We start from the raw sequence: 23,284 nt of genomic DNA on the forward strand, positions 1-23,284 counted from the left end.
GCGCTCAGGCGGCGGCGTCGCCCTGCCGCATGCGCAGCAGGAGCTCGGCGTTGGACGAGGTGCCCTTCATCCGCTCCATGAGCACCTCGACGGCCTGCTGCCGGTCGAGCCCCTGCAGGGCCCGGCGCAGCCGCCACGACAGCTCCAGCTCCTCGGGGGACATCAGCAGCTCCTCGCGCCGCGTACCGGACGCCTCCACGTCCACGGCGGGGAACACGCGCTTGTCGGCCAGGCCCCGGTCCAGCTTGAGCTCCATGTTGCCGGTGCCCTTGTACTCCTCGAAGAACACCTCGTCCATGCGGGAGCCGGTCTCGACCAGCGCGGTGGCCAGGATCGTCAGGGAGCCGCCGTTCTCGATGTTGCGGGCGGCCCCGAAGAACCTCTTGGGCGGGTACAGGGCGCTCGTCGCCACACCGCCCGCCAGAACGCGCCCGTTGGACGGGGCCAGCAGGTTGTAGGCGCGGCCCAGGCGCGTGATGGAGTCCAGCATCACCACCACGTCCAGGCCCTGCTCGACGAGCCGCTTGGCCCGTTCGACGGCCAGCTCGGCCAGGGCCACGTGCTCCTCGACGGGGCTGTCGAACGTGGAGTGCAGCACCTCCCCGCGGACGGACCGCCGCATGTCGGTGACCTCCTCGGGCCGCTCGTCGATGAGCAGCACCATCAGGTGGCACTCGGGGTTGTTGACGGAGATGGCGTGCGCGAGCGCCTGCAGGATCATCGTCTTGCCGACCTTGGGCGGCGACACGATGAGGCCGCGCTGCCCCTTGCCGATGGGCGCGACCAGGTCGATGACGCGGGTGGCCATGGCGCCGGTGTCCAGGCGCAGCCGCTCGTTCGGGAACAGCGGCGTCAGCTCGGCGAACCTGGGCCGCCGCGCCGCCTCCCGGGCGGGCATGCCGTTGACGGTGTGCACCTCCACCAGGGACGGGTGCTTGTCGCGGCCCTCCTGCCGGGGCGGCCGCGCCGTCCCGGAGACGATGTCGCCGGGGCGCAGGTGGTGGGCCTTGACCTGGGCGAGCTGGACGTGCACGTCGCCGGGGCCGGGCGTGTAGCCGGCGACCCGCACGAACGCGTGCTTGTCGCGCACGTCGAGGACGCCCTGGAACGGGACGGCCGGCTGGTCTTCGGTCTGCCGGGGGACGCGGGTCCGCCTCGCCGTGCGGGGCGCGGGACGCCGTGCGGCGGCGGGCGTGCTCTGGGCGGTGCGGGTTTCTGAAGTGCGGGTTTCTGAAGTGCGGGTTTCTGAAGTGAGGGTTGCGGTTGCGGGCATGAAATTCCCTTCTGGGTGGGTGTCGGCGCACGGGCCGCGTCACCCGGAGACGGCTCCCGTCATCTCGGTTCTACGCATCTGCGGGAGCGGAAGGAGGAACCGACCCGTCAAATCGGGCCGTTCGACAACAACACCGGACTCTCAGATGGCCCGGGCGGAGAAGAACGCTGGGTGCCGCCAGTCGAACATCGGGCGGAAACACAAGTCTCCTTCTCATTAAAGCACACGCGGCCCCGCCGGCATTCCCGCCGAGCGGGCGGGCGGGCCGCCCGCCGGGGGAACGGCTCGTCCCGGAGGCGGCGCCGGGCACCGGGATCCGTACGATTGCCCGGGGCCGACACGGAAGGTGAAGGATGGGACTGCGGCATGCCGTCGACGCCGCCGCGGGCGTCGGGACGATCACCATCGACCGTCCGGACAAGCGCAACGCCATGACGCGCGACATGTGGCTGGAGCTGCCCCGGCTGCTGGACGGGCTGGCCGCCGACCCGGCCGTCCGCGCCGTCGTGGTCACCGGCGCGGGCGGCGACTTCTGCGCGGGCGCCGACATCTCCGAGCTGACCGACGCCCGGCACCGCGGCCACCCCTCCACGGTGGCCGAAACCGCGCTGGCCGCCTTCCCCAAGCCCACGATCGCCGCGATCGAGGGCTTTTGCGTCGGCGGCGGCTGCCAGCTCGCCGCCGCCTGCGACCTGCGCTTCGCCGCCTCGTCCGCCCGGTTCGGCGTCACCCCGGCCCGGCTCGGCCTGGTCTACCCGGCCTCGGCCACCGCCCGCCTGGTCCGCCTGGTCGGCCCGTCCGCCGCCAAGTACCTGCTCTACTCGGCGGACCTGGTCGACGCCGCCCACGCCCTGCGCATCGGGTTCGTCGACGAGGTCGTCGCGGGCGACGTGCACGCCCGCGTGGCCGAGTTCGCCGCGACCCTGGCGTCCCGCTCCCTGCTCACCCAGCACGCCGCCAAGCAGATCGTCGACGCCGCCGCCGTCGGCGAACCCATCGACGAGCTGACGCGGACCTGGCAGGCGGAGGCCGCCGCCTCCGGCGAGGCGGACGAGGGCGTCGCCGCCTTCCTGGAGAACCGCCCTCCTCACTTCACCTGGACCCCCACTCGCTGAGCACATCGGGCCGCGGGCGCGGGGCGCGTCAGGGGACGGGCAGGCGGCAGAACCGGCCCTGCGGGAGTCTCCGCAGCTGGGCGGCCGCCTCGGGAAGGTCGTGCAGCATGTCGACGACCGTGCCGTGACGCAGCTCGGCCAGCGACAGCACACCGCACAGCAGACCGTCCCGGTCCCGCACGACGACCAGCGGCCCGAGCTGCACGCCCCCGGAATCCAGCGAGCCCAGGCAGGCGAGCATCTGCCGGGCGGTCTCCAACAGCGGTCGCAGAGCATGCGGGCCTTCGTCCGCGCCGCGGTCGGTGCCGCGGCGCTGTGCGGTCTCGTCTCGGAGCGTGTTGAGCAGGTCGAAGAAGTCGCGTTCCAGGGCGCGGGGGCTGCGGCCTGACAGGTGGTAGCGGGTGCCGTCGTCCAGCGGAGACCGCAGCTCGACGCCCAGGCCGAGGTGGCGGGCGAAGCGCTCGTAGGTGTCGGCGAGGTCGGGCGGCGACGGGGTGACGGTGCCCGCGACGGTGTCCACCGGGTCGGCGCCGAGGGAGGCGGCCACCGCCTGGTCGAGGCGGGCCACCAGGTGGCCGCGCAGCCGGGCGACCTCGTCCGCGAGCCGGTCGACGGTCTCGCGCTGCTCGGTCAGGCGGGCGGTGACCTCGGGCAGCACCCGTTCGTTGATCTGCGCGACGAGGGAGCGGATGCGCGCGTCGGCGTCCTGCAGCGCTTGGTCGTGCGCGGCGTGGCCGTCGGCGAGCCGGTCCAGGTCGGTGCGCAGGCGCGTCAGGTCGTCGCGGGTGTGCTTGAGCGCCGACAGCCGGGTGCGGATGTCGGCGAGCTCGGGTGCGGACGACGGACGCCTGCGTTCGAAGGCCAGGTACAGTTCGAGGCCGGCGATCGCCAGGCAGAGCAGGACGAGAATCGCGGTCATGGCGGCCCCCCAAAGGGCTTTGCTCGCCTGAAAGATAGTGCACCGTCTGTCGGCCGCGACAGCCCGAAACCACGTCGGGGCCGGTCTGCCTGCCAAAATTTACGGTCCTGGCGCACGGCCGGACGCGCCCGACGGGGGGTTCAGCGGCTGTCGAGGTAGGCGAGGACGGCCAGCACGCGGCGGTTGTCGTCGTCGGACACCGCCAGGCCGAGCTTGCCGAAGATGTTGGCGGTGTGCTTGACGACCGCGCGTTCGGTGATGACGAGCCGCTGGGCGATCGCGGCGTTGGAGCGGCCCTGCGCCATCAGCTCCAGCACCTCCAGCTCGCGGGGGGTGAGCCGGGCCAGCGGGTCGTCGTCGGCGCCGCGGGCGACCAGCCGCGAGATGACCTCCGGGTCCATCGCGGTGCCGCCGGCCGCCACCCGCCGGACCGCGTCGACGAACTGGGCCGCGTCGAACACCCGGTCCTTCAGCAGGTAGCCGATGCCGCCCGTCCCGTCGGCCAGCAGCTCGCGCGCGTACAGCCGCTCCACGTACTGCGACAGGACGAGCACCGGCAGACCGGGGATGTGGCGGCGCGCCTCCAGCACGACCCGCAGCCCCTCGTCGGTGAAGGACGGCGGCAGCCGCACGTCCACCACGGCCACGTCGGGCCGGTGCTCCAGCAGCGCCTTGAGCAGCGACGGGCCGTTGTCGACCGCGGCGGCGATCCGCAGGCCGCCGGCTTCCAGCAGGCTGACCAGGCCCTCCCGCAGCAGGGCCTGGTCTTCGGCGAGTACGACCCGCATCAGCGGGCCGCGGTCACGTCAGCGTGCACGGCAGCTCCATCGTCACGATCGTCGGACCGCCCGCGGGCGAGCTGAGGGCGAGGACGCCGTCGAATGTACCGAGTCGGCGCTCGATGCCGCGCAGTCCCGAGCCGTTCTCCGGGGACGCGCCGCCCCGCCCGTCGTCGGTGATGGTGATGCGCAGCATGCCGTCGTTGTACCGCATGTCCAGCCAGACCCGGCTTGCGCCCGAGTGCTTGACCGCGTTGGCGAGGACCTCCGAGACGGCGAAGTAGGCGGCCGACTCCACCGGCGGTTCGGGCCGCCCGGCCAGCTCGATGTCGGTCTCCACCTTCAGCGGCAGGTCCAGGGCGAGGGCGCGCACCGCGTCGGCCAGGCCCCGGTCGGCCAGCACGGGCGGGTGGATGCCGCGCACCAGGTCGCGCAGCTCGCGCAGCGCCGTCGCCGACGCCTCGCGCGCCTCGGCCAGCAGGACGCGGGCCTTCTCCGGGTCCTTGTCGAGCAGGTGCTCGATCGCGCCGAGGCTCATGCCCATGGCCACGAGCCGGGCCTGCGCGCCGTCGTGCAGGTCGCGTTCGATGCGGCGCAGTTCGGCGGCGGAGGCGTCCACGGCGTCCGACCGGGTCTCGGTGAGGTGCTGGACGCGCAGCTTGAGCCGCGACGCCTCGGTGGGGCCGAGCATCGCCCGCGCCCACCGCCCGTGCACGTCGAGCAGCTTCGGCCCGGTCAGGAAGCCGGCGGCGATGAAGACCGTGCCGAGGACCGCGGTGGCCGGCTCCACGGAGGCGTCGAAGGCGCTCGCGTCGTCGATCCGGACGAAGCCGTACCACTCCTGGCCGCCGTGGGCGGTGATGACCTCGGCCATGCCTCCGGCGAGCAGCCAGCCCCACGCCCCGTACAGGATGAGCAGGGCGGGCAGCGCCGCGGTGACCACCCCCGCGAACGGGGCGACGGTCAGCCACAGCAGGTCGCGCCATGTGGCCGGATCGGACACCAGCCACTTGAGCCGGTGCAGCAGCCCCATGAGGCCGGGCTCCGGTTCGGGCGCGGGCAGGTAGGGGCGCTCGATCCGGGTGTCCGTCCACTTGTTGATCTCTTTGCGGTAGAGGTCGGCCAGCGACCGCGCCCAGACCAGCACGGGCACCATCAGCAGCAGACCGATGCCGACGGGTATCAGCGTCAACGCGCTGTTGAGCGTCGTCAGCAGCAGTAGGCCGGGGAGCCACAGCAGCCATGTCCACAGTCCGCGCCAGGGCGCCATGGCCCACCGGGCCCACCAGGTGCGTTGCCTCACTTCGCCGTCCACCGGAATCCCTCCGCATTCGCCGTATGGCTCAAGTGTCCGGCAGGACGGCCGTCGGCACAGTGTCTCCGAGCCCCGAACCGGGGGTGTACCTAGGTGCACCGCCGCGGTCAACATACGCGAGGGCCGGCCCGCACGGCTTCGTGCCGGTGCCGGGCGGAAAGGGAGGTCAGGGCCTGTCGGCCTTCCTGGAGGGCTGACCGCCGCCCCGCGCGTTCGTCGGTGACGGGTCGGCCGCGGGCGACGCGACCGAACGGCGCAGGAGCACGCAGACCCCGCCGGCGACGGCGAGCGCGGCGAGGACGGCGGCGAAGACGGTCGCGCCGGCCGTCAGCCCCACGGCGTCGCTGAGGTAGCCGGACGCCACCGGCAGCAGCCCGGCGGGCACGTAGCCGCCGACGTTGAACGCCGCGTTAGCCTCGGCCAGGCGGCTCGGCGGGACGCTGGAGTTCAGCAGCGACAGCCCGCCGAGCTGCCCCATGCCCTGGCCCGCCCCCGCCAGCAGCGCGGCGGCGACCAGGGCGGCGACCGATGCGGTGTGCACGGCGACGGCCAGCGACGCCATGCCGAGCGTCGTGCTCGCCGCCCCGGCCGCCAGCACCGCGTGCCTGCGCAGGCCCCGCACCGCGAACTGCACGCCGGTCGCGGCGGCGAACATCACGAACGCGGTCAGCCCGGCGACGATCCGGTTCGCCGTGCCGAGCAGCCCGGCCAGCAGGGACGGTCCGAGTGACAGCACGAACGAGGTCGCGGTGATACCGGGCGCGAACACCGCGACGCCGAGCGCGAGCCGCCACCCGTCACCGCGCGGCACCCTCGGCGCGCGCACCCAGGAGCCGCCGGACGCGGGCGCGGCGGCGCGCGGCAGCGGCATCCGCCACACGACCAGGATCGCCGTCGCCAGCAGCACCGCCTCCACGGCGAACACGGTGACGGTCGGCGCGGGGAGCGTCTCCGACAGCACGCCCGCCAGCAGCGGGCCGAGCCCGGCGCCGGACACCATCGCGCACGAGGCGAGCAGGGCCGCCAGCCGGTCGCGGCCCGGTCCCGCCACGTCGGTCACCGCGGCCATGCCCGCGGACACGACCGCGCCCACCGCGATGCCCGTGCACAGCCGCGCGACGACCAGCGCGGCCACCGACGACGCGGTGGCGAAGACCAGGCAGGCGGTCACCGCGAGGGCGAGCGCGGGCAGCAGCACGGGACGGCGTCCCAACCGGTCGGCGGCCACGCCGGACACCAGCAGCGATCCCAGCAGCCCGGCGATGTAGCAGGCGAAGACCACCGTCAGCGTGCCGCGGGAGAAGCCGATGTCGCGCTGCCACAGCACGTACAGCGGCGTGGCCGCGTTCGACAGCACGAACACCGCCGTCACCGGCCAGGCCGCCAGCCACACCCAGCGCGTGGGTGCCGCTCCGGCGGGTTGCGGGGCGGGCGTCGTTTCAGCCATACGACCTCCTTGTACGAGTTTTCTCGAACTTAGCATGCAGTACGATTGAACTCGTACAAGGGGCGAGTGCGGGCACGAGGAGGAGCGCATGCGGCAGGCCGTGTCACCGGGCCCGTTCGTCGAGGTCCCCGAACCGCCGGACCTGCCGGACCCGCTGCCCGAACCGGACGTCGCCGACCTGCGCCTCGACCGCGTCATGGCGGCGCTCAGCGATCCGCTGCGCCTGGAGATCGTGCGCAGGCTGCTGCTCGAACGCCAGGAGTTCGACCACCCGTGCGGCTGGTTCGGCTTCGACCGCCCCAAGTCCTCGCTCACGCACCACTTCCGGGCGCTGCGCGAGGCGGGGCTGATCCGCCAGCGCCAGTACGGCCTCGAACGCCGCAGCCATGTCCGCGTCGACGACATCGAGGCCCGCTTCCCCGGCCTGCTCGCGCTCGTGGCCGCCTGGACGCCGCCCGACGCCTGACCATCTCCCTTCCGGCGCGACGTTCACGGCGCAGCGGCCGCGCGGCACCCCGAGCCGCGCCGACAGGGCCGCCGCGACGGCCGGAGCGCGTCGCGGCGGGGCTTCGCGGGAGCGGGGGTCAGAGAGCGACGAACGTCAGGCCGCGCTTCTTCAGCGCGGGGATGGCCTTGCGGAGCGCCGCCACGGTCTGGGAGCGGTCGCCGCCGCCGTCATGGCACAGCATGATGTTCCCCGCCTTCGAGGCGACGAGCGTCCTGCGGATGCGCGCCACGCCGGGACGGGTCCAGTCCCGGGGATCGACGGCCCAGTCCACCGGCAGCATGTTGTGTTCGGCGGTCATGTCCAGGACGCGCTTGGACCAGGCGCCGCCGGGGGAGCGGAAGAACGTCGGCACGATGCCGGTCACCTGGGCGATGCTGTCGTGCGCGTCGACGATCTCCTTGCGCAGCCGCTTGGCCGACAGGTTGGTGATCGACAGCGGGTGCGTCATGGTGTGGTTGCACACCTGGTGGCCGGCGTCGGCGATGCGGCGGGCCAGCCGGGGGTACTCCTTGACCTGCTCGCCGATCATGAAGAACGTCGCGGTGACCTGGTGCTCGGCGAGCACATCGAGCACCTGCGGCGTGTACTCGGGGTGCGGGCCGTCGTCGATGGTGAGCGCGATCGTGTTCGGCGGCGGCGCCGGGGACAGGTCGGTCAGCTCGCGGATCGGGGTGTTGACCGCGGTGAGCGGCGACTGCGTCCAGGCGGGCGGACGGGGGGTAGGGGTCGGCGTCGGGGTAGGGGTATGCACGGCCGGTCGCCCCTGGGCGACCTGGTCGGAGGGTGGGGCGGCCGTCCGGGTGGATGCCGCGCCGTGCCGGACGCCGTCGGCGCTGAGGGCCGCGAGACCGGCCGCGCCCAAGAGCCACAGTGCCCTACGCCGAGAAGTCATGTTGAGTTGGATTTGCCCCACAAGCTCCACGTTAGCGGTGACCCCAGGGGTCACGCCGGTGTAATCGGATCACAGCGGTTTCGCCGACAGATGATCCTCTGGTGACGGGAGGGTGGCGGCGCGCGGGAGGTGACAGGGATGAGCGCGGCACCTTCGGTCGGCCCGCTGCTGGGGCTGGTGCTGGTGGCGCTGACGGCCGTCGCGGCGCTGCTGGTGCGGCTCGGCCGCCTCGGGTCGAGCCGGCAGGTCGCGGTCGCCGCGGTGCGCGCGGCGCTGCAGCTGGCCGCCGTGTCGCTGCTGATCGCGGCGGTGCTCGGCAGCGCCGGATGGACGGGCCTGTTCATCGCCGGGATGGTGGTGGTCGCGACGGCCACGGCGGGCCGCCGCATCACCGGGTCGGCGCGCGGCCGCGCCTGGTGGGCGGCGGTGCCGATCGTGGCGGGGGTGGCGCCGGTGCTGGCGCTGCTGCCGGCCTCCGGCGTGCTCCCGCCGCGCCCGGTCGCGGTGCTGCCGATCGCGGGCATCTTCGTCGGCGGCGCGATGACCGCGACCTCGCTGACCGGCCGCCGCGCCCTCGACGAGCTGCACACCAGGCGCGGCGAGTACGAGGCCGGGCTGTCGCTCGGGATGCTGCCCCGGGACGCGGCGCTGGAGGTGTGCCGGCCGGCCGGGGCGCTGGCGCTCGTGCCGGTGCTGGACCAGACCCGGACGGTCGGCCTGGTCACGCTGCCGGGCGCGTTCGTCGGCGTGCTGCTCGGCGGCGCCGACCCGATCGAGGCGGGCGCCACCCAGCTGCTGGTGCTGATCGGCCTGCTGGCGGTCGAGGCGGTCGCCGTGCTCATCACCTTGGAGCTGGTGGCCGCCGGCCGCCTGCGCGACCGCCGCCCCGACAGGCGGCCGGACCGGGTGTACTGACCCTTGGCGTCATGCGATCGAGGAGGTCGGATTGGGAAAGGGCATCGACGAGCGGGCCACCGACGAGCGGGTCATCGACCGGGCCATCGAGCGGGCCATCGACGACCGGGCCGTCGACGCGCTCGGGGCCGAGCGGCTCGACTGGCGGTTCAAGGCGGTCCCGGCCGCGGCGGACGGCGCGACCGTCGAGGAGTACCTGCGCACCCGGCCGACACTGGACGACTTCGGCACGCCGCTGCTGACCCTGGACGCCGGGGCCCTGGACCACAACATCCGCCTGATGGCGTCCTGGACCGCGGAGGCGGGCGTGCACCTGGCCCCGCACGGCAAGACGACCATGGCGCCCGCGCTGTGGCGCCGCCAGCTCGACGCCGGGGCGTGGGGCATCACCCTGGCCAACCTTCCCCAGCTGCGCGTCGGCCGCGCGTTCGGCGTGCGGAACGTGGTGCTGGCCAACACGCTGCTCGACCCCGCCGGGCTGGCGTGGCTGTCGCGCGAACTGGACCGCGACCCCGGCTTCACGTTCCTGTCGTGGGTGGACGCCGTCCGCTCCGTGGAGCTGATGGACCGGGCGCTGCGCGCGGCGGGCGCGTCGCGTCCCGTGGACGTGTGCGTCGAGCTGGGCGGGCCCGGCGGCCGGACGGGACTGCGCGACGACGGCGAGGCGGAGGCCGTCGCCGCGGCCGTGCGCAGGGCGCCGACCCTGCGGCTGGCGGGCGTCGCCGGATACGAGGGCGCCCTCGCCCGCGACGCCTCCGCCGAGGGGCGCGCCGCCGTCGACGCCTACCTGCGCAGGATGGCCGCCCTGCACGGGCGCCTGGCCTACGAGGTGGACGAGCCGGTCGTGTCGGCGGGCGGCAGCGCGTTCTTCGACCAGGTGGTGGACGTGCTCGGCGGGCTCGACGCGCGGGTGGTGCTGCGCTCGGGCGCGTACGTGGTGCACGACGACGGCTTCTACCGGTCCGTCTCGCCGTTCGCGCGCGGCACCGGGCGCGGCGAGCGGCTGCGGTCGGCGATGCACGCGTGGGCGCGCGTGGTGTCGCGCCCCGAGCCCGCCCTGGCGCTGCTGGACGCCGGACGCCGCGACCTGTCGTTCGACCTGGGCCTTCCCGAGCCGCAGCTCGTCCGCGGCGCGGGCACCGCCCCCGTCGCCGGCGCCCGCGTGACCGCCCTCAACGACCAGCACGCCTTCCTCCGCGACGCCGACGTGCGGGTGGGCGACGTGGTGCGGCTCGGGCCGTCGCACCCGTGCACGGTGCTGGACAAGTGGACGCTGATCCCCGTCGTGGACGACGCCGACGCCGACACCCCCGCCGTGGTGGACCTCATCCGGACGTGGTTCTGACAGCCGGGCGGCCGGCCGTGACGATCCGGCCGCCCGGCAGTGTCCTCCGCACCGGCAACCGGGCCGCGGGCATCGGGATAGAGGGGGTGTCAGCACTCCCGACACGCGGAGGACACCCTCGATGAAGAGACACCCCGGCTCATGGCCACGGTGAGTCATGCCCGGGACGAGCGGGACGACGCGGGGATCGTCGCCGCCTCCCTGGAAACCCCCGAGGCGTTCGGCGAGCTGTTCCGCCGCTACGCGCCGCGGCTCCACGCCTACGTCAAACGCCGCCTCGGCGTCGCCCTCGCCGACGACATCGTGGCCGAGACGTTCACCACCGCGTTCCGCAAACGCGGCAGGTACGACGGGCGGGCCGAGTTCGGTGCGTGGCTGTGGGGCATCGCGAGCAACCTGATCGCCAAGCACCACCGGCAGGAGACCCGCATGTACCGGGCGTTCGCCCGGACCGGCGTGGACCCGGCCGAGGACGGCATCGCCGACCTGGCCAGCGACCGCGCGTCCGCCGCGGCGCTGGGCCCGCACCTGGCCCGGGCGCTGGCCGCGCTGAGCGCCCAGGAACGCCACCTCGTGCTGCTGCTCGCCTGGGGCGAGATGTCGTACGCCGAGATCGCGACGACGCTCGACCTGCCCCTCGGCACCGTCAAAGCCAAGATCCACCGGGCCCGGATCAAGCTCCGCAAGGCCCTCCCTCAGGAGAACTGACGATGGATGAACTGGACGCCCTGCGGCGGATGCGCACCTCGCTGGCCGAGGAGGAACCCCCCGAGCGGATCGCCCTGCGCACCGGCTGGCGCCCCGAGGGGGCACCGCGCCGCCGGCGCCGCGGCCTGCGGATCCCGATGATGGGCGCGGTCGCGGCGGCGACCGCCGGCGTGATCGCGGCGACGACGGTCGCCGTCTCGCCGGTCTCCGGCGGGTCCGGCGGGGGCGCGGACTCGGGCGGCGGGGACGGCCGCACCGTGCCGGGCAACGTGCTGCTGGTCGCCGCGTCGAACGCGGAGAAGGCGGCGGCCAACGGCCGCTACTGGCACACCGAGAGCGTCCTCGGGCAGGTCTACGCGGTCGGCAAGAGCGCGGCGGACCACTACAAGGTCGACGTGCGGCAGCGGAGGGTCGTCTGGGTCGCCCCGGACGGCTCGACGAAGTTCGCGCTGGTCGACCTGGGCGGCCGTCCGCTGACGGCCGAGGACGAGCGCAAGTGGCGGCAGGCCGGGTCCCCGTCGCAGATGGAGGTGCCCAACCCCGAGGGACGCGAGCCGGGGGTCGTGTTCATGAAATCGTCCGGCGCGGCCGACCGGCCGTCCCTGCGCACGCTCGAACCGGGCGCCGAGTACTTCGGCATGTCGGCCAAGCAGGTGGCCGCCCTGCCGACCGACCCCCGGGCGCTGGAGAAGGCCCTGCTGAAGCTGAAAGGCCACTGGCGCGCGTACTCCTCCGACACTCGGCAGGAACCCATCGGCGCCCTGCGCGGTGAGGAACGCACCCGCGCGCTGAGCGAGGTCGCCGCGACGCTGCTGTCCACGGCGCCCACGCCGCCGCGCGTGCGGGCGGCGGCGTTCCGGATGCTCGCCGCCCTGCCGGGCGTCAAGGCCGAGGGCACCGCGGCCGACCCGCTGGGCCGCACCGGAGCGGTGATCTCGCTGCCGCTGGAGACGACCGTCCCGCTCGGCATCTACACCGCCCCCAAGCAGCTCGGCACGTACCGGCGTCAGTGGATCGTCGACGCCGTCCGCGGGAGGCTGCTGGCCGTCCGCGACCTCGTCGTCACCCCGCCGAGCGGCAGCCGCCGACTCCCGGCGGGCGACGACGGCAAGTCCCGCGTGTTGACGGCCGAGGACATGCCCGACCGGTTCCACCGCCCGGGAGAGCTGGCCGCCTACGAGGTGTTCGAGGTCGCCGAGTGGACCGGCACGCCGCCGAGGTGACCGGTCGCCGATAGCACACGGCGGCGGATCACGTGATCCGCCGCCGTGTGCGGCCGTCTCGTTTGCGAATTCTTACGAACACTCCTGTCTGTAGAAGTGTTAGCGTCGTGAACGCACGATGGCGGGCGCCATGGGAGCCGCCCATGGCCGCCGCCGAGCGATCGGGGCCCGGCGCGGGCTTGGCGACCGCACGGCCGGCAGCACGCCGCGGGGGCCGAGCTGTTCGGCCGCCGCGGGCGCCGTCACCCCGCAGCGCGTCGCCGGGCCGCTCGATCCTCGGTGCGCCCGATCAGGGGAGCAGGCCGGCGCGGCGGGCCGCGGCGACGGCCTGCATGCGCGTGTGGGCGTCCAGCTTGCGCATGGCCGACCGCAGATAGCTCTTGACGGTCTCGGGCAGCAGCCCGAGGCGCTGCGCCGCCTCGGCGTTGGTGCAGCCGACCGCCACATACGACAGCACGTCCAGCTCGCGCGGCGACAGCATCGGACGCGGCCCGCCGCCGGATTCGCCGGCGCCGGCGGCGGCGAGCCGGGTGGAGGCGGCCAGCAGCCGGTTCCGCAGCGCCGGGTCGGCGACCTGGTCGGCCAGCCCGCGCAGCTCGGCGTGCACCGCGCGGACCTCCTCCCAGCGCGCCGCCGCGCCCTGCGGCTCGTCGGCGGCGGCCTCGCGCCGCACCCGGGCCAGCGCCTCGTCGGCCGCGTCCCGCACCGCCAGTTCCTGCTCCAGGTCGCGGGCCGTCTGCACGGCCGCCGCCACGACCCGGTCGGCCAGGCCGAGCGGCTCGCGCAGCGCCCCGTACAGCACGCCGCGCACCCGCCGCCGCACCACCACCGGGATCGCCAGGACCGTCAGCAGGCCCTCGTGCGTCACCGGCTTGTCGTAGTCGTGGGTGATGGACGGCGCGTGCGGATAGTCGCTGACCCACATCGGCCGTCCCGTGGCCATCGCCTTGCCGCCCAGCCCGGACCCCTGCCGCACGACCAGGCCGGCCAGGGAGTCGGTGGTGTTGCCGACCAGCTCGCTGATGCGCAGCCGTTCCGGGCCGGTCAGCGCGCCGCCGAACACCACCGGCAGCCCCGTCGCCCGGTGCAGCGCCAGAACGGAGGAGCGGAACGCGCCCGCGTCGTCTCCCATGTCCGCCAGCATGCCCTGACCGGCGCGATGACCGCCAGGTTTCAGGCGTGCTCGGTGGCGGCCGCGTCCTGCAGGCCGAGGATCTCGATGGCCTCCTCGCGCATCTGCACCTTGCGGACCTTGCCGGTGACGGTCATCGGGAACTCGTCCACCACGTGCACGTACCGGGGGATCTTGTAGTGCGCCAGGCGGCCGGTGCAGAACTCGCGCAGCGCCTCGGCGGTGAGCGGCTCGGCGCCGGGGCGCAGCCGCACCCAGGCCATCAGCTCCTCCCCGTACTTGGCGTCCGGCACGCCGATGACCTGCGCGTCCACGATGTCGGGATGGGTGTAGAGGAACTCCTCGATCTCGCGCGGGTAGATGTTCTCGCCGCCCCGGATCACCATGTCCTTGATCCGGCCGGTGATGTTGACGTAGCCCTCGGCGTCCATCACCGCCAGGTCGCCGGTGTGCATCCAGCGGGCCGCGTCGATGGCCTCGGCGGTCTGCTCCGGGGCGTTCCAGTAGCCGAGCATCACCGAGTAGCCGCGGGTGCACAGCTCGCCGGGGGTGCCGCGCGGCACGGTCACCCCGGTCTCCGGGTCGACGATCTTGATTTCCAGGTGCGGGTGCACGGTGCCGACCGTGGACACGCGCCGGTCCAGCGAGTCGTCGGCGCGGGTCTGGGTGGAGACGGGCGAGGTCTCGGTCATGCCGTAGCAGATCGCCACCTCGGTCATGCCCATCCGCTCGATGACCTGCTTCATCACCTCGACCGGGCAGGGCGACCCGGCCATGATGCCGGTGCGCAGCGACGACAGGTCGTGGGTGGGGAAGGACGGGTCGTTCAGCTCGGCGATGAACATCGTCGGCACCCCGTACAGGGAGGTGCAGCGCTCGGCGGCGACCGCCTCCAGCGTGGCGCGCGGGTCGAACGACGGCGCCGGGATGACGATGCACGCGCCGTGGCTGGTGGCCGCCAGGTTGCACATCACCATGCCGAAGCAGTGGTAGAACGGCACCGGCACGCAGATGCGGTCCTCCTCGTCGTAGCCGCACAGCTCGCCGACGAAGAAGCCGTTGTTGAGGATGTTGTGGTGCGACAGCGTCGCGCCCTTGGGGAACCCGGTCGTCCCGCTGGTGTACTGGATGTTGATCGGGTCGTCCGCGCCGAGCGTGGCGGCGATCTCGGCCAGCCGCGCCGGGTCGGCGGCGCGTCCCGACTCGGCCAGCGCCCGCCAGTCGTCCCCGCCGAGCAGCAGCACGTCGCGCAGGTCGGGGCAGTTCGGCCGCACCTGCTCGATCATCGCGGCGTAGTCGGAGGTCTTGAACGCGGGCGCGGCGATCAGCGTGCGCACGCCCGCCTGCTTGAGCACGTACTCCAGCTCGTGCACCCGGTAGGCGGGGTTGATGTTGACCAGAATCGCGCCGATCTTGGCGGTGGCGTACTGGACGATCACCCACTCGGCGCAGTTGGGCGCCCAGATGCCGACCCGGTCGCCCTTGCGCACCCCCAGCTCGTCCAGGCCGAGCGCGACGGTGTCCACCTCGGCGGCCAGCTGCTCGTAGGTCCAGCGGCGCCAGGTCGGGCGGTCGATCAGCGCGTCCCGGTCGGGGAAGCGCGCCACGGTGCGGTCGAAGTTCGCGCCGATCGTGTCGCCCAGCAGCGGCTTGGCCGAGGGGCCGGACGCGTACGAAAGCTCGGTCGTCCGCGTGGTCATCGCAGGTCCTCCTCCCGGAACTCGCCGGCCGGGCGGGCGTCGGCGTCGGGGTGCTTGGCCAGTTCGTCGCCCCGCAGCTGCACGCGGCGGATCTTGCCGGAGATGGTCTTGGGCAGGTCGTCGGTGAACTCCAGCAGCCGGATGCGCTTGTACGGCGACAGCTGCGCCCGGCTGTGCGCGAAGATCGCGGCGGCGGTCTCGGCGGTCGGCTCCCAGCCCGCCGCCAGCGTCACGTACGCCTTGGGCACCGCCAGCCGCACCGGGTCGGGCGACGGCACGACGGCGGCCTCGGCGACGGCCTCGTGCTCGATCAGCACGCTCTCCAGCTCGAACGGGGAGATCTTGTAGTCGGACGCCTTGAACACGTCGTCGGCGCGGCCCACGTAGGTGATGTAGCCGTCGGCGTCGCGGGCGCCGATGTCGCCGGTGTGGTAGCGGCCTGCGGCCATCGCCTCGTCGGTGCGCTCGGCGTCGCCGTGGTAGCCGACCATCAGGCCGAGCGGCCGTTCGTCCAGGTCCAGGCAGATCTCGCCCTCGTCGGCGGGTTCGCCGGTCACCGGATCGACCAGGGTGACGCGGTAGCCGGGCACCGGGCGGCCCATCGACCCGGGCCGCACCTGCTGGCCGGGGGTGTTGGCGATCTGGACGGTGGTCTCGGTCTGCCCGAACCCGTCCCGGATCGTCACGCCCCACGCCTCGCGGACCCGTTCGATCACCTCGGGGTTGAGCGGCTCGCCCGCGGCGACCACCTCGCGCGGCGGGGACTGGAGCCTGCCCAGGTCGGCCTGGATCAGCATGCGCCACACGGTGGGCGGGGCGCAGAAGCTCGTCACGCCGCAGCGGTCCATCTCGCGCAGCAGCCGTTCGGCGTCGAAGCGCGTGTAGTTGAAGATGAACACGCACGCCTCGGCGTTCCACGGCGCGAACACGTTGCTCCAGGCGTGCTTGGCCCAGCCCGGCGAGGAGATGTTGAGGTGGACGTCGCCGGGCTGCAGCCCGATCCAGTACATCGTCGACAGGTGACCGGCCGGGTAGGAGGCGTGGGTGTGCTCCACCAGCTTGGGCTGGGCGGTCGTGCCGGAGGTGAAGTACAGCAGCAGCGTGTCGCTCGCGCGGGTGGCGCCGTAGGGGGTGAAGACGTCGTCGGCCTCGTAGGCGGTGGCGTACCGCAGCCAGCCGTCGACCGGCTCGCCGACCGCGATGCGCGTGTAGTCGCCCTCGATGCCGTCGAACTTGCCGGTGTCGGCCGAGCGCACGACGACGTGCCGGGCCTTGCCGCGCGCCAGCCGGTCGCGCAGGTCGGCGGGGCTGAGCAGCGGCGTCGCCGGGATGATCACCGCGCCCAGCTTGATGGCGGCCAGCAGCGTCTCCCACAGCTCCACCTGGTTGCCGAGCATGACGATGATCCGGTCGCCGCGCCGCACCCCGGCCGCGCGCAGCCGGTTGGCCACCTGGTTGGAGCGCCGCGACAGCTCGGCGAAGGAGTACTTGGCCTCCGAGCCGTCCTCCTCGACGATCCACAGGGCGGGCCGGTCGTTGTCCTTGGCGATCTCGTCGAACCAGTCCAAGGCCCAGTTGAAGGCCGTCAACACCGGCCAGCGGAACTTCTCGTACGCCGTCGCGTAGTCGTCACGATGGGCGAGCAAGAAGTCGCGAGCCGCGCGGAACTCCACCGCCGCCATGCAAATCCTCCTCGGTACCCGGGCCGTCGCACCCTGGTTAGGAGGATGGTTGGGCAAGACTGTGATGCGCGCCACCCCCGAACGGGGGTAGTCGCTTCGGGTGGTCGTCAGCGTGCGACGAACGTCGAACGCAGGACGCGGGACATGTGCTCGCCGACCTGCTCGGTGCTCCAGCCGCGCTCGTCCAGCAGCGTGTGCGTGACCCCGTTGGAGATGAGGGCGAGCAGCATGTCGGTGGCGGTGTCCACCGTCCACCCGGGGGCCAGGACGCCCTCGTCGTACAGCCGCCGCATGAGCGCCTTGTTGATCTCGTAGCGCCAAAGCAGCGTCGTCTCCCAGTGCCGGGCCGCGTCGGGGTCGGTGTGCGCGACGCGTTCGACGGCCCGCGAGACCGGCAGGACGCGCGCCATGAACTCGGCGTGCGCCCGCGCGAACCGGTCCAGCGCGGTCACCGCGTCCGGCGCGTCGCCGATCGCGGCGAACCGGCCGGTCAGGTCCTCGGTCTCGTTGATGTGCCCGAACAGCTCGGTGATCAGCTCGCCGCGGGAGCGGAAGTGCAGGTAGACGGCGCGGCGGGTGACGCCCGCGCGTTCCGCGACCGCGGCCATGGTGACCGCCTCGACGCCCTGATCCTCGATCAGCTCGCGCGCGGCGCGCAGCAGGGCGGCCCGGGACCGGCGGCTGCGCGCGTTCCGGGGGGCCTCGATCTCCCGAGCCATGGCGGACATGCTCCCAGGTCTGCCGGTCTCGGCAGAACTATGCGGTATATGTACTTTTTTGCTGTCTTGTCGGCTTCTGTGGGGGGGCGGGTGCTGGCTCGGCCGGTACGTCGCCGCCATCGACGCGATCACGGCCACCAGGAGCACCGTGCTCAGGAAACCGCCGATCCAGACCATCGTCAGCCGGTCGGGCCTGATCTCGGCGTCGGGGTTCTGCTGCTGGGCCACGTAGTGCCGGACGATCCGGCCGCGGACGGGGTAGAGGGCGAACGGGAGGGCGGCGAAGACGACGCTGTACAGGAACAGGATTTCCGGTGTCGGCTGGGGCCGCAGCAGGTTCACCAGCAGGACGACGGCCGAGAACAGCGGCGTGACGATGTACAGCGCCCACCGCCCCTGCCTGGTCTGCTCCTCGACCTTGCTGCGCAGTTCCTCCGGAAGATCGAGGCCGGAGGCCAGCCGCCCCATGGTGACCATGAAGAACACCGTCACCCCGACGACGATCACCCACCACCCGGACTCGGGTATCGAAACAGCATCGACCCTCGACTTCCGCCGCTCCAGCCCGTGCACCCTATCGGTCATCCGCACCGGCCGGGCTCGGCTTGGCGGACGCCGGAGAGCAGGCCGCTCGTGAAGGCGCGGAAGGCGTGCGCCGTGCCCGGCGTGCTGCGGACGGGCGGCGGGGTGCGCGACGCCCGGGGCAGGGGATCTCTACGAGCACATGGAGTCCTGGGGTTACGCGCGGCCATGCGGGTCTCCAGGCGGCGCTCCTGGGACCGGGGCCGAACAGGCGACGCCCGCCCTGCCGTGGGCGGCGGGGCGGGCGTCCGCGTCGGCTCGCGGCCGGATCAGTTCTGGCGGGGGCGGCGGGCCCAGGCCACGCCGCCCGCCACGGCGGCGACGGCCACCGCGGCCAGGCCGATCCACAGCCAGCCGGACGACCCGCCCTCCTCCGACTCGCCGCTCGCGCCCTGCGTCGACGGAGCCGCCGGGGCGGGGGCCGACGAGACGGACACGTCCGCCCCGGCGGGCGAGGGGGACCCGGCGGACGCCGGAGAGCCCTTGACCGTGAACTTGTAGCTGCCCTTGATCGGGTGGCCGTCGCTGGAGACCACCCGCCACGCCACGGTGTACTCGCCGTCGGGCAGCGTCCCGTTCAGCGCCTGGGTGACCTTGTTGTCGGACGCCTCGGGCGCCCCCGACTGCACCGCCGTGCCCTTGTCGTCCGTCACCACCACCTGCGGCAGCCGCACGGTGTTGGTGTAGGTCAAGACGATCTCCGACGGCGGCTCGACCGTGTCGCCGGACGCCGGCTTGGCCTCCTTCAGCGCGTCGTGCGCGGACGCCGGCGGCGCCGCCACCCCGACGGCCAACACCGCGACCAGTCCCGCCAGCAGGACCCGCAGCCCCCTCATGACCGGCTCCTTCCTCGTGCCAGGCCGAACCCGCCGACACCGGCCCCGATCACACCCGCGGCCAGCCCCAGGCCGCCGAGCAGCCGCGCCGTCCCGTCGGACGCCGACCCGTCGTCGTCGGCGGCCTTGGCGGTGACCGCGCCGGCGGTCTGCGTGGCGGCCGCCTTCGGGGTCAGCTTAAGTTCGGGCGCCGGATGCTCCGGCTCGTCGGCGCCGGTGCCCGGGTCCTGGTCCCACGTGACGACCTCGCCGTTGGAGTACTTCTGCTCGGCCTTGAACAGCACCCGGTCGACACCGGTGGGCAGCGGCCCGAGCGAGACGTCGAACTCCTCGAACTGACCGGGATCGATCTTGCCGCCGGTCCAGGTGATCCGGGAGACCGCCTCCGACAGCTCACCGCCCTCGATCTTCACCGGCGTGCTCAGCTTGGTCTTGTCGACGGTGACCTTCCACCCGGGGGCGGGCCGGACGGACACGTGCGCGATCGGGTGGTCGGTGGGCAGATCGACGCGCACCTCGGTGGTCGAGGCGTTGTCGCGCTCGTTCGGCACGCGGAACGACACCTTGGTGTACGACCCCTGCTCGGCCGACCGGGGGTTGGCGGTGACATGCGCGGACGCGGCGGCGGCCAGGGCGGCGACCGAGACGGCGGCCAGCCCGCCCACCGCGGCGGCCCTGCGGGCATGCCGCAACGCGCGTACGGACATCGAAAGGGACATCGGAAAGAACTCCGTTCGAGACGTGCGGGAACGCACCGGGGACGCCGTACGGACGGCTCCCGGTGTGCAACGGCTCGTACGGCGCCCGGCCAAGCTCCGGCGGTCAGCCGGTGGCGAGCGCCCTCGAACGGAGAGGAGGCCCCCGGCGCACCACCGGGAACCGCGGCACCCGGTCGGTGGGCGGCGACTCGTCGTCCACCGGCGCCGGACGCGTCCGGACGGGCGGTGCGGCGGGCTCGACGTGCAGCAGGGCCAGCAGCAGCCGCACCGGACGGTCGGCCGCCGCCCGCAGCCGCCGGGCCAGGGACCACGCCGCGCGCTCGCCGCGCCGCAGCCACCAGGCCGACACGACGGCGGCGATCACGTGCGCGAGCGTCATGCCCGCGCCCGACCCGTGCGCGGCGTCCTGCGGCATCACGGCCGGGTGGTGCTCCATGGGCGCCGTGGCGCCCACGTACAGGCAGTGCAGCGCGAACTGCCCGCCCAGCAGTCCGCCGAGGATCGTGGCGAGGGAGCGTTCGTGCCCCGCCAGCGCCAGCGTCACCGCCAGCACGCCGCCGAAGCCGGTGAGCACCGCCCACAGGGGGATCACCAACTGTGACGTCGCCGCGTGCCCGAGCGCCGACAGCGACACGCACACGGTGGCGAACACCACCGCGCGCGAGACGCGGAAGAACGGGCTCGGCGGGTGCGCGGTCATTGCGGGGCTATCGTCCCATCCCCGCGTCGGCATCTCCAAGAGGGCCCTGGTGAACGGAAAACTCCGCGACATGCCCAACATCTGGTGCCAGTGCGTTGATCTGCATCAACATGTAGGGTGAGTGTCCCGTGCTGGTAACGCCCCCGCCCGCCCCGGCGGGGGCGTCGCGCGAGCGCGGGCAGGCACCTGCCCGCGCCGCCGCCGCTCCGTGGGACGCCGCCCGAGGCCGCGCACACCGCCGTCACTCTGCGCAGCGGAACCGCCCGCGCCCGCGGCCCGTTGGACGAGGTGAGACGCCCGCCCGGCGGCAGGAGGAAACCGTGGCCTCGCTCAGCGACCGGCTCAAGAAGCTCGCCGACAGCCCGCAGGGCCGCAAGGCCCGAGAGAAGGCCGAACAGCTGGCCCGCGACCCCAAGACCCAGGAGAAGGTACGCGGACTTCTCAAGAAGGTGAACAAGAAGCATTGACCGGGATACGGCGGGCAGACCCCGAACGGTTCGGGCGGCGCCCGCCGTGCCCCACCCGCCGCCCCCGGCGGCGACCGGGCGGCGACCTCCCGGACCCGACCCGAGGAGGAGACATGCCCACGCTCATCGACCGGATCAGGCGGTACGCCACCGGCCCGCAGGGACGGCGGATGCGCGCCAAGGCCGAGCGCTACGCGCGCGATCCCCGCACCCAGGCGAAGGTGCGCCGGCTGATGGCCCGCCTCCGCGGCGGCGGCCACCACCGCCACTGAACACCCCCGTCGCGCAGTCCCCGCCGCACGGGGACGCGGACGGCCTGTGCCGCACCGGGCCGCTGCATGGGCCCGTCACGGGGCGGGCTTCGGGCCGCTCCTACACTTGCCGCCGTGAACCGGGATGAGTACGCGCACTGGGAGACCGTCCCCACGCGGTGGAAGGACAACGACCTCTACGGGCACGTCAACAACGTCGTCCACTACTCGCTGATGGACACCGTCATCAACGAGTGGATGATCAAGGCGGCCGGTTTCGACCCCGCGACCAGCCCGGCGATCGCGCTGTGCGTGGAGTCGCACTGCGTCTACAAGGCCGAGGTGTCGTTCCCCGACACCATCAGCGTGGGCGCGCGCATCGGCAAGCTCGGCCGGTCGAGCGTGCGCTGGGAGATCGGCATGTACCGGTCGGACGGCACCCTGGTCGCCGAGGGGCACTTCGTGCACGTGTTCGTCGACCGGGACGCCCGCCGTCCGGTGGAGATCCCCGAGGCGGTCCGCGCCGAGATGGGCCGGCTCGTCGCCGCCTGACCGCCCCGGGGAACGGCGGCTACTCGCCGGCGGCCTTCTCAGCCGGGGCGTCGCCGCGGGCCAGCAGCGAGTGGCGGCGGCCGTAGGCGAAGTAGATCACGCAGCCGAGCACGAACCACGCGGCGAACCGCAGCCAGGTCTCGTGCTTGAGGAAGGTGATCAGCCACAGCGAGAACACCACCCCGACGACCGGCACCACCGGCATGCCCGGGGTGCGGAACTGCCGGGGCAGCTCGGGCCGCCGGTAGCGCAGCACGATCACCGCGACGCACACCACGATGAACGCCAGCAGGATGCCGATGTTGGTCAGCTCCGCGGCCTCCCCGATGGGCAGGAACCCGGCGATCAGCGCCGAGCCCGCGCCGAGGAGCCAGGTGATGCGGGTCGGCACCTTGCGGGTGGGGTGGGTGCGGGCGAACCAGCCCGGCAGCAGCCCGTCGCGGCTCATCGAGAACCACACCCGGGCCGCCCCCATCATGAACGTGAACAGCACGGTCAGGATGCCGAGGATCGCGCCGACCGCGATGACGAACCCGACCGTCTCCAGGCCCGCGTCGTCGAACGCCGAGGAGAACGCGGCGTTGGGGTCGATGCTGCGGTAGTCCACCATGCCGGTGAGCACCAGGCAGGCCAGCACGTACAGCACCATCGAGATCGCCAGCGAGTAGACGATCGCCTTGGGCATGTGCCGCCGGGCGTCGTGCGACTCCTCCGCGGCGGTCGACATCGCGTCGTAGCCGAAGACGGCGAAGAAGACCGTGGCGGCCCCGGTGAACGCGCCGTCCAGCCCGTACGGCAGGAACGGCGAGTAGTTCCCCGTCTTGATCTTGAATGCGCCGACCACGATGACCAGCAGCACGATGCCGACCTTCAGGTACACCAGCGCGGTCTCGAACCGGGCGGCGCTCTTCATGCCCAGGTTGAGCACGTAGGCGATGAGCAGGCACAGCAGCACCGCGAACAGGTTGACCTTGTAGCTGCCGCCCGCCACGCCCTCGGGCTCGGTGCCGGGCGCGCCCATCATCCACAGCGGCAGGTCGATGTCCAGGAAGCCGAGCAGGTCGTTGAAGTAGCCGGATATGCCGATGGCCACCACCGCCACGATCGCGGTGTACTCCAGCAGCAGGTCCCAGCCGATGGCCCAGCCCGCGAACTCGCCGAGCACCGCGTACCCGTAGGTGTAGGCCGATCCGGCGCGGGGGATCAGCCCGGCGAACTCGGCGTAGGAGAACGCGGCGGCGGCGCTGGCCACCCCCGCGATCAGGAATGAGATCAGCACCCCGGGTCCGGCGGTCTCGTTGGCGACGGCGCCGGCCAGCGAGAAGATGCCCGCGCCGATGATGCCGCCCACGCCGATCGCGGTGAGCTGCCAGAGTCCGAGAGTGCGCCGCAGGCCGCTCGTCGCGGCCTCGTCGTCGATCTGCTCGATCGGTTTGCGGCGGAGCATCGCGCCCAGGGCCTTGTGGGCCACGGCCATGTCTACCTCCTTCGCGTGACCTGCTCGT

Annotated in this window: 23 protein-coding genes; 9 read left to right on the forward strand and 14 right to left on the reverse strand. The window is 73.2% G+C overall.

Annotated features, from left to right (window positions below; genetic code table 11):
* Positions 1–4: 4 nt before the first annotated feature.
* Complete coding sequence (gene rho / locus ABD879_RS11300; RefSeq protein ID WP_378271234.1) at positions 5–1,273, reverse strand: transcription termination factor Rho; 1,269 nt, start codon at positions 1,271–1,273, stop codon at positions 5–7.
* Positions 1,274–1,626: 353 nt separating this feature from the next.
* On the opposite strand from rho, the gene ABD879_RS11305 reads away from it, so the two are divergent.
* Positions 1,627–2,388, forward strand: a complete 762-nt coding sequence (locus tag ABD879_RS11305) for an enoyl-CoA hydratase/isomerase family protein (RefSeq protein WP_345020255.1) — start codon at positions 1,627–1,629, stop codon at positions 2,386–2,388.
* A gap of 28 nt (positions 2,389–2,416) precedes the next feature.
* On the opposite strand, the gene ABD879_RS11310 is transcribed toward ABD879_RS11305, so the two are convergent.
* The 4 genes from ABD879_RS11310 to ABD879_RS11325 form a co-directional block, all read right to left on the reverse strand.
* Positions 2,417–3,307 (reverse strand): hypothetical protein, encoded by an 891-nt coding sequence (locus tag ABD879_RS11310; RefSeq protein WP_345020256.1) that lies wholly within the window; start codon positions 3,305–3,307, stop codon positions 2,417–2,419.
* A gap of 140 nt (positions 3,308–3,447) precedes the next feature.
* The gene (locus ABD879_RS11315) at positions 3,448–4,095 is read right to left on the reverse strand and encodes a LuxR C-terminal-related transcriptional regulator (protein ID WP_345020258.1); all 648 of its coding nucleotides are present in this window, start codon (positions 4,093–4,095) and stop codon (positions 3,448–3,450) included.
* Between the two features lie 13 nt (positions 4,096–4,108).
* Entirely contained in the window at positions 4,109–5,389 is a 1,281-nt protein-coding gene (locus ABD879_RS11320; RefSeq protein WP_345020259.1) for a sensor histidine kinase, read from the reverse strand.
* 178 nt (positions 5,390–5,567) lie between these two features.
* Complete coding sequence (locus ABD879_RS11325; protein WP_345020261.1) at positions 5,568–6,848, reverse strand: MFS transporter; 1,281 nt, start codon at positions 6,846–6,848, stop codon at positions 5,568–5,570.
* Between the two features lie 88 nt (positions 6,849–6,936).
* On the opposite strand from ABD879_RS11325, the gene ABD879_RS11330 reads away from it, so the two are divergent.
* Positions 6,937–7,314: an ArsR/SmtB family transcription factor gene (locus tag ABD879_RS11330; RefSeq protein ID WP_345020263.1), complete on the forward strand. Its 378-nt coding sequence runs from the start codon at positions 6,937–6,939 to the stop codon at positions 7,312–7,314.
* A gap of 118 nt (positions 7,315–7,432) precedes the next feature.
* Here ABD879_RS11330 and ABD879_RS11335 read toward each other — a convergent pair whose 3' ends face one another.
* Positions 7,433–8,107, reverse strand: coding sequence for a polysaccharide deacetylase family protein (locus ABD879_RS11335; protein ID WP_345020265.1), 675 nt, complete (start codon positions 8,105–8,107; stop codon positions 7,433–7,435).
* Positions 8,108–8,386: 279 nt separating this feature from the next.
* Here ABD879_RS11335 and ABD879_RS11340 point away from each other — a divergent pair, with 279 nt between their 5' ends.
* The 4 genes from ABD879_RS11340 to ABD879_RS11355 all read left to right on the forward strand — a co-directional run bounded on the left by ABD879_RS11340 (position 8,387) and on the right by ABD879_RS11355 (position 12,439).
* On the forward strand, positions 8,387–9,163 hold the full coding sequence (locus ABD879_RS11340; protein WP_345020267.1) for an ABC transporter permease: 777 nt from the start codon (positions 8,387–8,389) through the stop codon (positions 9,161–9,163).
* Between the two features lie 31 nt (positions 9,164–9,194).
* Positions 9,195–10,508 (forward strand): alanine racemase, encoded by a 1,314-nt coding sequence (locus ABD879_RS11345; RefSeq protein WP_345020269.1) that lies wholly within the window; start codon positions 9,195–9,197, stop codon positions 10,506–10,508.
* Positions 10,509–10,649: 141 nt separating this feature from the next.
* Positions 10,650–11,216, forward strand: coding sequence for an RNA polymerase sigma factor (locus ABD879_RS11350; RefSeq protein ID WP_345020272.1), 567 nt, complete (start codon positions 10,650–10,652; stop codon positions 11,214–11,216).
* A 2-nt stretch (positions 11,217–11,218) separates the two neighbouring features.
* Positions 11,219–12,439 (forward strand): CU044_5270 family protein, encoded by a 1,221-nt coding sequence (locus ABD879_RS11355; RefSeq protein WP_345020275.1) that lies wholly within the window; start codon positions 11,219–11,221, stop codon positions 12,437–12,439.
* A 289-nt stretch (positions 12,440–12,728) separates the two neighbouring features.
* On the opposite strand, the gene ABD879_RS11360 is transcribed toward ABD879_RS11355, so the two are convergent.
* The 7 genes from ABD879_RS11360 to ABD879_RS11390 form a co-directional block, all read right to left on the reverse strand.
* The gene (locus ABD879_RS11360) at positions 12,729–13,571 is read right to left on the reverse strand and encodes a helix-turn-helix transcriptional regulator (protein ID WP_345020277.1); all 843 of its coding nucleotides are present in this window, start codon (positions 13,569–13,571) and stop codon (positions 12,729–12,731) included.
* Positions 13,572–13,612: 41 nt separating this feature from the next.
* Positions 13,613–15,271 (reverse strand): AMP-binding protein, encoded by a 1,659-nt coding sequence (locus ABD879_RS11365; RefSeq protein ID WP_345020279.1) that lies wholly within the window; start codon positions 15,269–15,271, stop codon positions 13,613–13,615.
* Positions 15,268–16,953 (reverse strand): AMP-binding protein, encoded by a 1,686-nt coding sequence (locus tag ABD879_RS11370; RefSeq protein WP_345020282.1) that lies wholly within the window; start codon positions 16,951–16,953, stop codon positions 15,268–15,270. The genes ABD879_RS11365 and ABD879_RS11370 overlap by 4 nt, the downstream gene beginning before the upstream one ends.
* 107 nt (positions 16,954–17,060) lie before the next feature.
* On the reverse strand, positions 17,061–18,179 hold the full coding sequence (locus tag ABD879_RS11375) for a TetR/AcrR family transcriptional regulator (protein ID WP_345020284.1): 1,119 nt from the start codon (positions 18,177–18,179) through the stop codon (positions 17,061–17,063).
* Between the two features lie 344 nt (positions 18,180–18,523).
* Positions 18,524–19,090: a copper resistance CopC family protein gene (locus tag ABD879_RS11380; RefSeq protein WP_345020286.1), complete on the reverse strand. Its 567-nt coding sequence runs from the start codon at positions 19,088–19,090 to the stop codon at positions 18,524–18,526.
* Positions 19,087–19,797 carry a YcnI family copper-binding membrane protein gene (locus tag ABD879_RS11385; RefSeq protein WP_345020288.1) on the reverse strand — a complete coding sequence of 237 codons (711 nt, stop codon included), beginning with the start codon at positions 19,795–19,797 and terminating at the stop codon, positions 19,087–19,089. The genes ABD879_RS11380 and ABD879_RS11385 overlap by 4 nt, the downstream gene beginning before the upstream one ends.
* A gap of 115 nt (positions 19,798–19,912) precedes the next feature.
* Complete coding sequence (locus ABD879_RS11390; protein ID WP_345020290.1) at positions 19,913–20,509, reverse strand: hypothetical protein; 597 nt, start codon at positions 20,507–20,509, stop codon at positions 19,913–19,915.
* A 320-nt stretch (positions 20,510–20,829) separates the two neighbouring features.
* On the opposite strand from ABD879_RS11390, the gene ABD879_RS11395 reads away from it, so the two are divergent.
* From ABD879_RS11395 to ABD879_RS11405, 3 genes are all read left to right on the forward strand, one after another.
* Positions 20,830–20,976 (forward strand): hypothetical protein, encoded by a 147-nt coding sequence (locus tag ABD879_RS11395; RefSeq protein ID WP_345020292.1) that lies wholly within the window; start codon positions 20,830–20,832, stop codon positions 20,974–20,976.
* 113 nt (positions 20,977–21,089) lie between these two features.
* Complete coding sequence (locus tag ABD879_RS11400) at positions 21,090–21,248, forward strand: hypothetical protein (RefSeq protein WP_345020294.1); 159 nt, start codon at positions 21,090–21,092, stop codon at positions 21,246–21,248.
* 114 nt (positions 21,249–21,362) lie between these two features.
* Complete coding sequence (locus ABD879_RS11405) at positions 21,363–21,779, forward strand: acyl-CoA thioesterase (RefSeq protein WP_345020295.1); 417 nt, start codon at positions 21,363–21,365, stop codon at positions 21,777–21,779.
* Between the two features lie 19 nt (positions 21,780–21,798).
* Here the strand turns inward: ABD879_RS11405 and ABD879_RS11410 are convergent, their stop codons facing one another.
* Positions 21,799–23,256, reverse strand: a complete 1,458-nt coding sequence (locus tag ABD879_RS11410) for an amino acid permease (protein ID WP_345020297.1) — start codon at positions 23,254–23,256, stop codon at positions 21,799–21,801.
* Between the last annotated feature and the right edge of the window lie 28 nt (positions 23,257–23,284).

Origin of the sequence: Actinomadura keratinilytica (assembly GCF_039539665.1) — a bacterium.
GTDB lineage: Bacteria > Actinomycetota > Actinomycetes > Streptosporangiales > Streptosporangiaceae > Spirillospora > Spirillospora keratinilytica.

Excerpts from the sequence above, each read along its gene's own strand:
- ABD879_RS11355 (WP_345020275.1), top strand. The coding sequence starts at position 11,219 with ATGGATGAACTGGACGCCCTGCGGCGGATGCGCACCTCGCTGGCCGAG.
- ABD879_RS11380 (WP_345020286.1), bottom strand. The coding sequence starts at position 19,090 with ATGAGGGGGCTGCGGGTCCTGCTGGCGGGACTGGTCGCGGTGTTGGCC.
- ABD879_RS11330 (WP_345020263.1), top strand. The coding sequence starts at position 6,937 with ATGCGGCAGGCCGTGTCACCGGGCCCGTTCGTCGAGGTCCCCGAACCG.
- rho (WP_378271234.1), bottom strand. The coding sequence starts at position 1,273 with ATGCCCGCAACCGCAACCCTCACTTCAGAAACCCGCACTTCAGAAACC.
- ABD879_RS11350 (WP_345020272.1), top strand. The coding sequence starts at position 10,650 with ATGGCCACGGTGAGTCATGCCCGGGACGAGCGGGACGACGCGGGGATC.
- ABD879_RS11340 (WP_345020267.1), top strand. The coding sequence starts at position 8,387 with ATGAGCGCGGCACCTTCGGTCGGCCCGCTGCTGGGGCTGGTGCTGGTG.
- ABD879_RS11305 (WP_345020255.1), top strand. The coding sequence starts at position 1,627 with ATGGGACTGCGGCATGCCGTCGACGCCGCCGCGGGCGTCGGGACGATC.
- ABD879_RS11370 (WP_345020282.1), bottom strand. The coding sequence starts at position 16,953 with ATGGCGGCGGTGGAGTTCCGCGCGGCTCGCGACTTCTTGCTCGCCCAT.
- ABD879_RS11390 (WP_345020290.1), bottom strand. The coding sequence starts at position 20,509 with ATGACCGCGCACCCGCCGAGCCCGTTCTTCCGCGTCTCGCGCGCGGTG.
- ABD879_RS11315 (WP_345020258.1), bottom strand. The coding sequence starts at position 4,095 with ATGCGGGTCGTACTCGCCGAAGACCAGGCCCTGCTGCGGGAGGGCCTG.
- ABD879_RS11365 (WP_345020279.1), bottom strand. The coding sequence starts at position 15,271 with ATGACCACGCGGACGACCGAGCTTTCGTACGCGTCCGGCCCCTCGGCC.
- ABD879_RS11385 (WP_345020288.1), bottom strand. The coding sequence starts at position 19,797 with ATGTCCGTACGCGCGTTGCGGCATGCCCGCAGGGCCGCCGCGGTGGGC.
- ABD879_RS11400 (WP_345020294.1), top strand. The coding sequence starts at position 21,090 with ATGCCCACGCTCATCGACCGGATCAGGCGGTACGCCACCGGCCCGCAG.
- ABD879_RS11310 (WP_345020256.1), bottom strand. The coding sequence starts at position 3,307 with ATGACCGCGATTCTCGTCCTGCTCTGCCTGGCGATCGCCGGCCTCGAA.
- ABD879_RS11360 (WP_345020277.1), bottom strand. The coding sequence starts at position 13,571 with ATGGGAGACGACGCGGGCGCGTTCCGCTCCTCCGTTCTGGCGCTGCAC.
- ABD879_RS11410 (WP_345020297.1), bottom strand. The coding sequence starts at position 23,256 with ATGGCCGTGGCCCACAAGGCCCTGGGCGCGATGCTCCGCCGCAAACCG.
- ABD879_RS11325 (WP_345020261.1), bottom strand. The coding sequence starts at position 6,848 with ATGGCTGAAACGACGCCCGCCCCGCAACCCGCCGGAGCGGCACCCACG.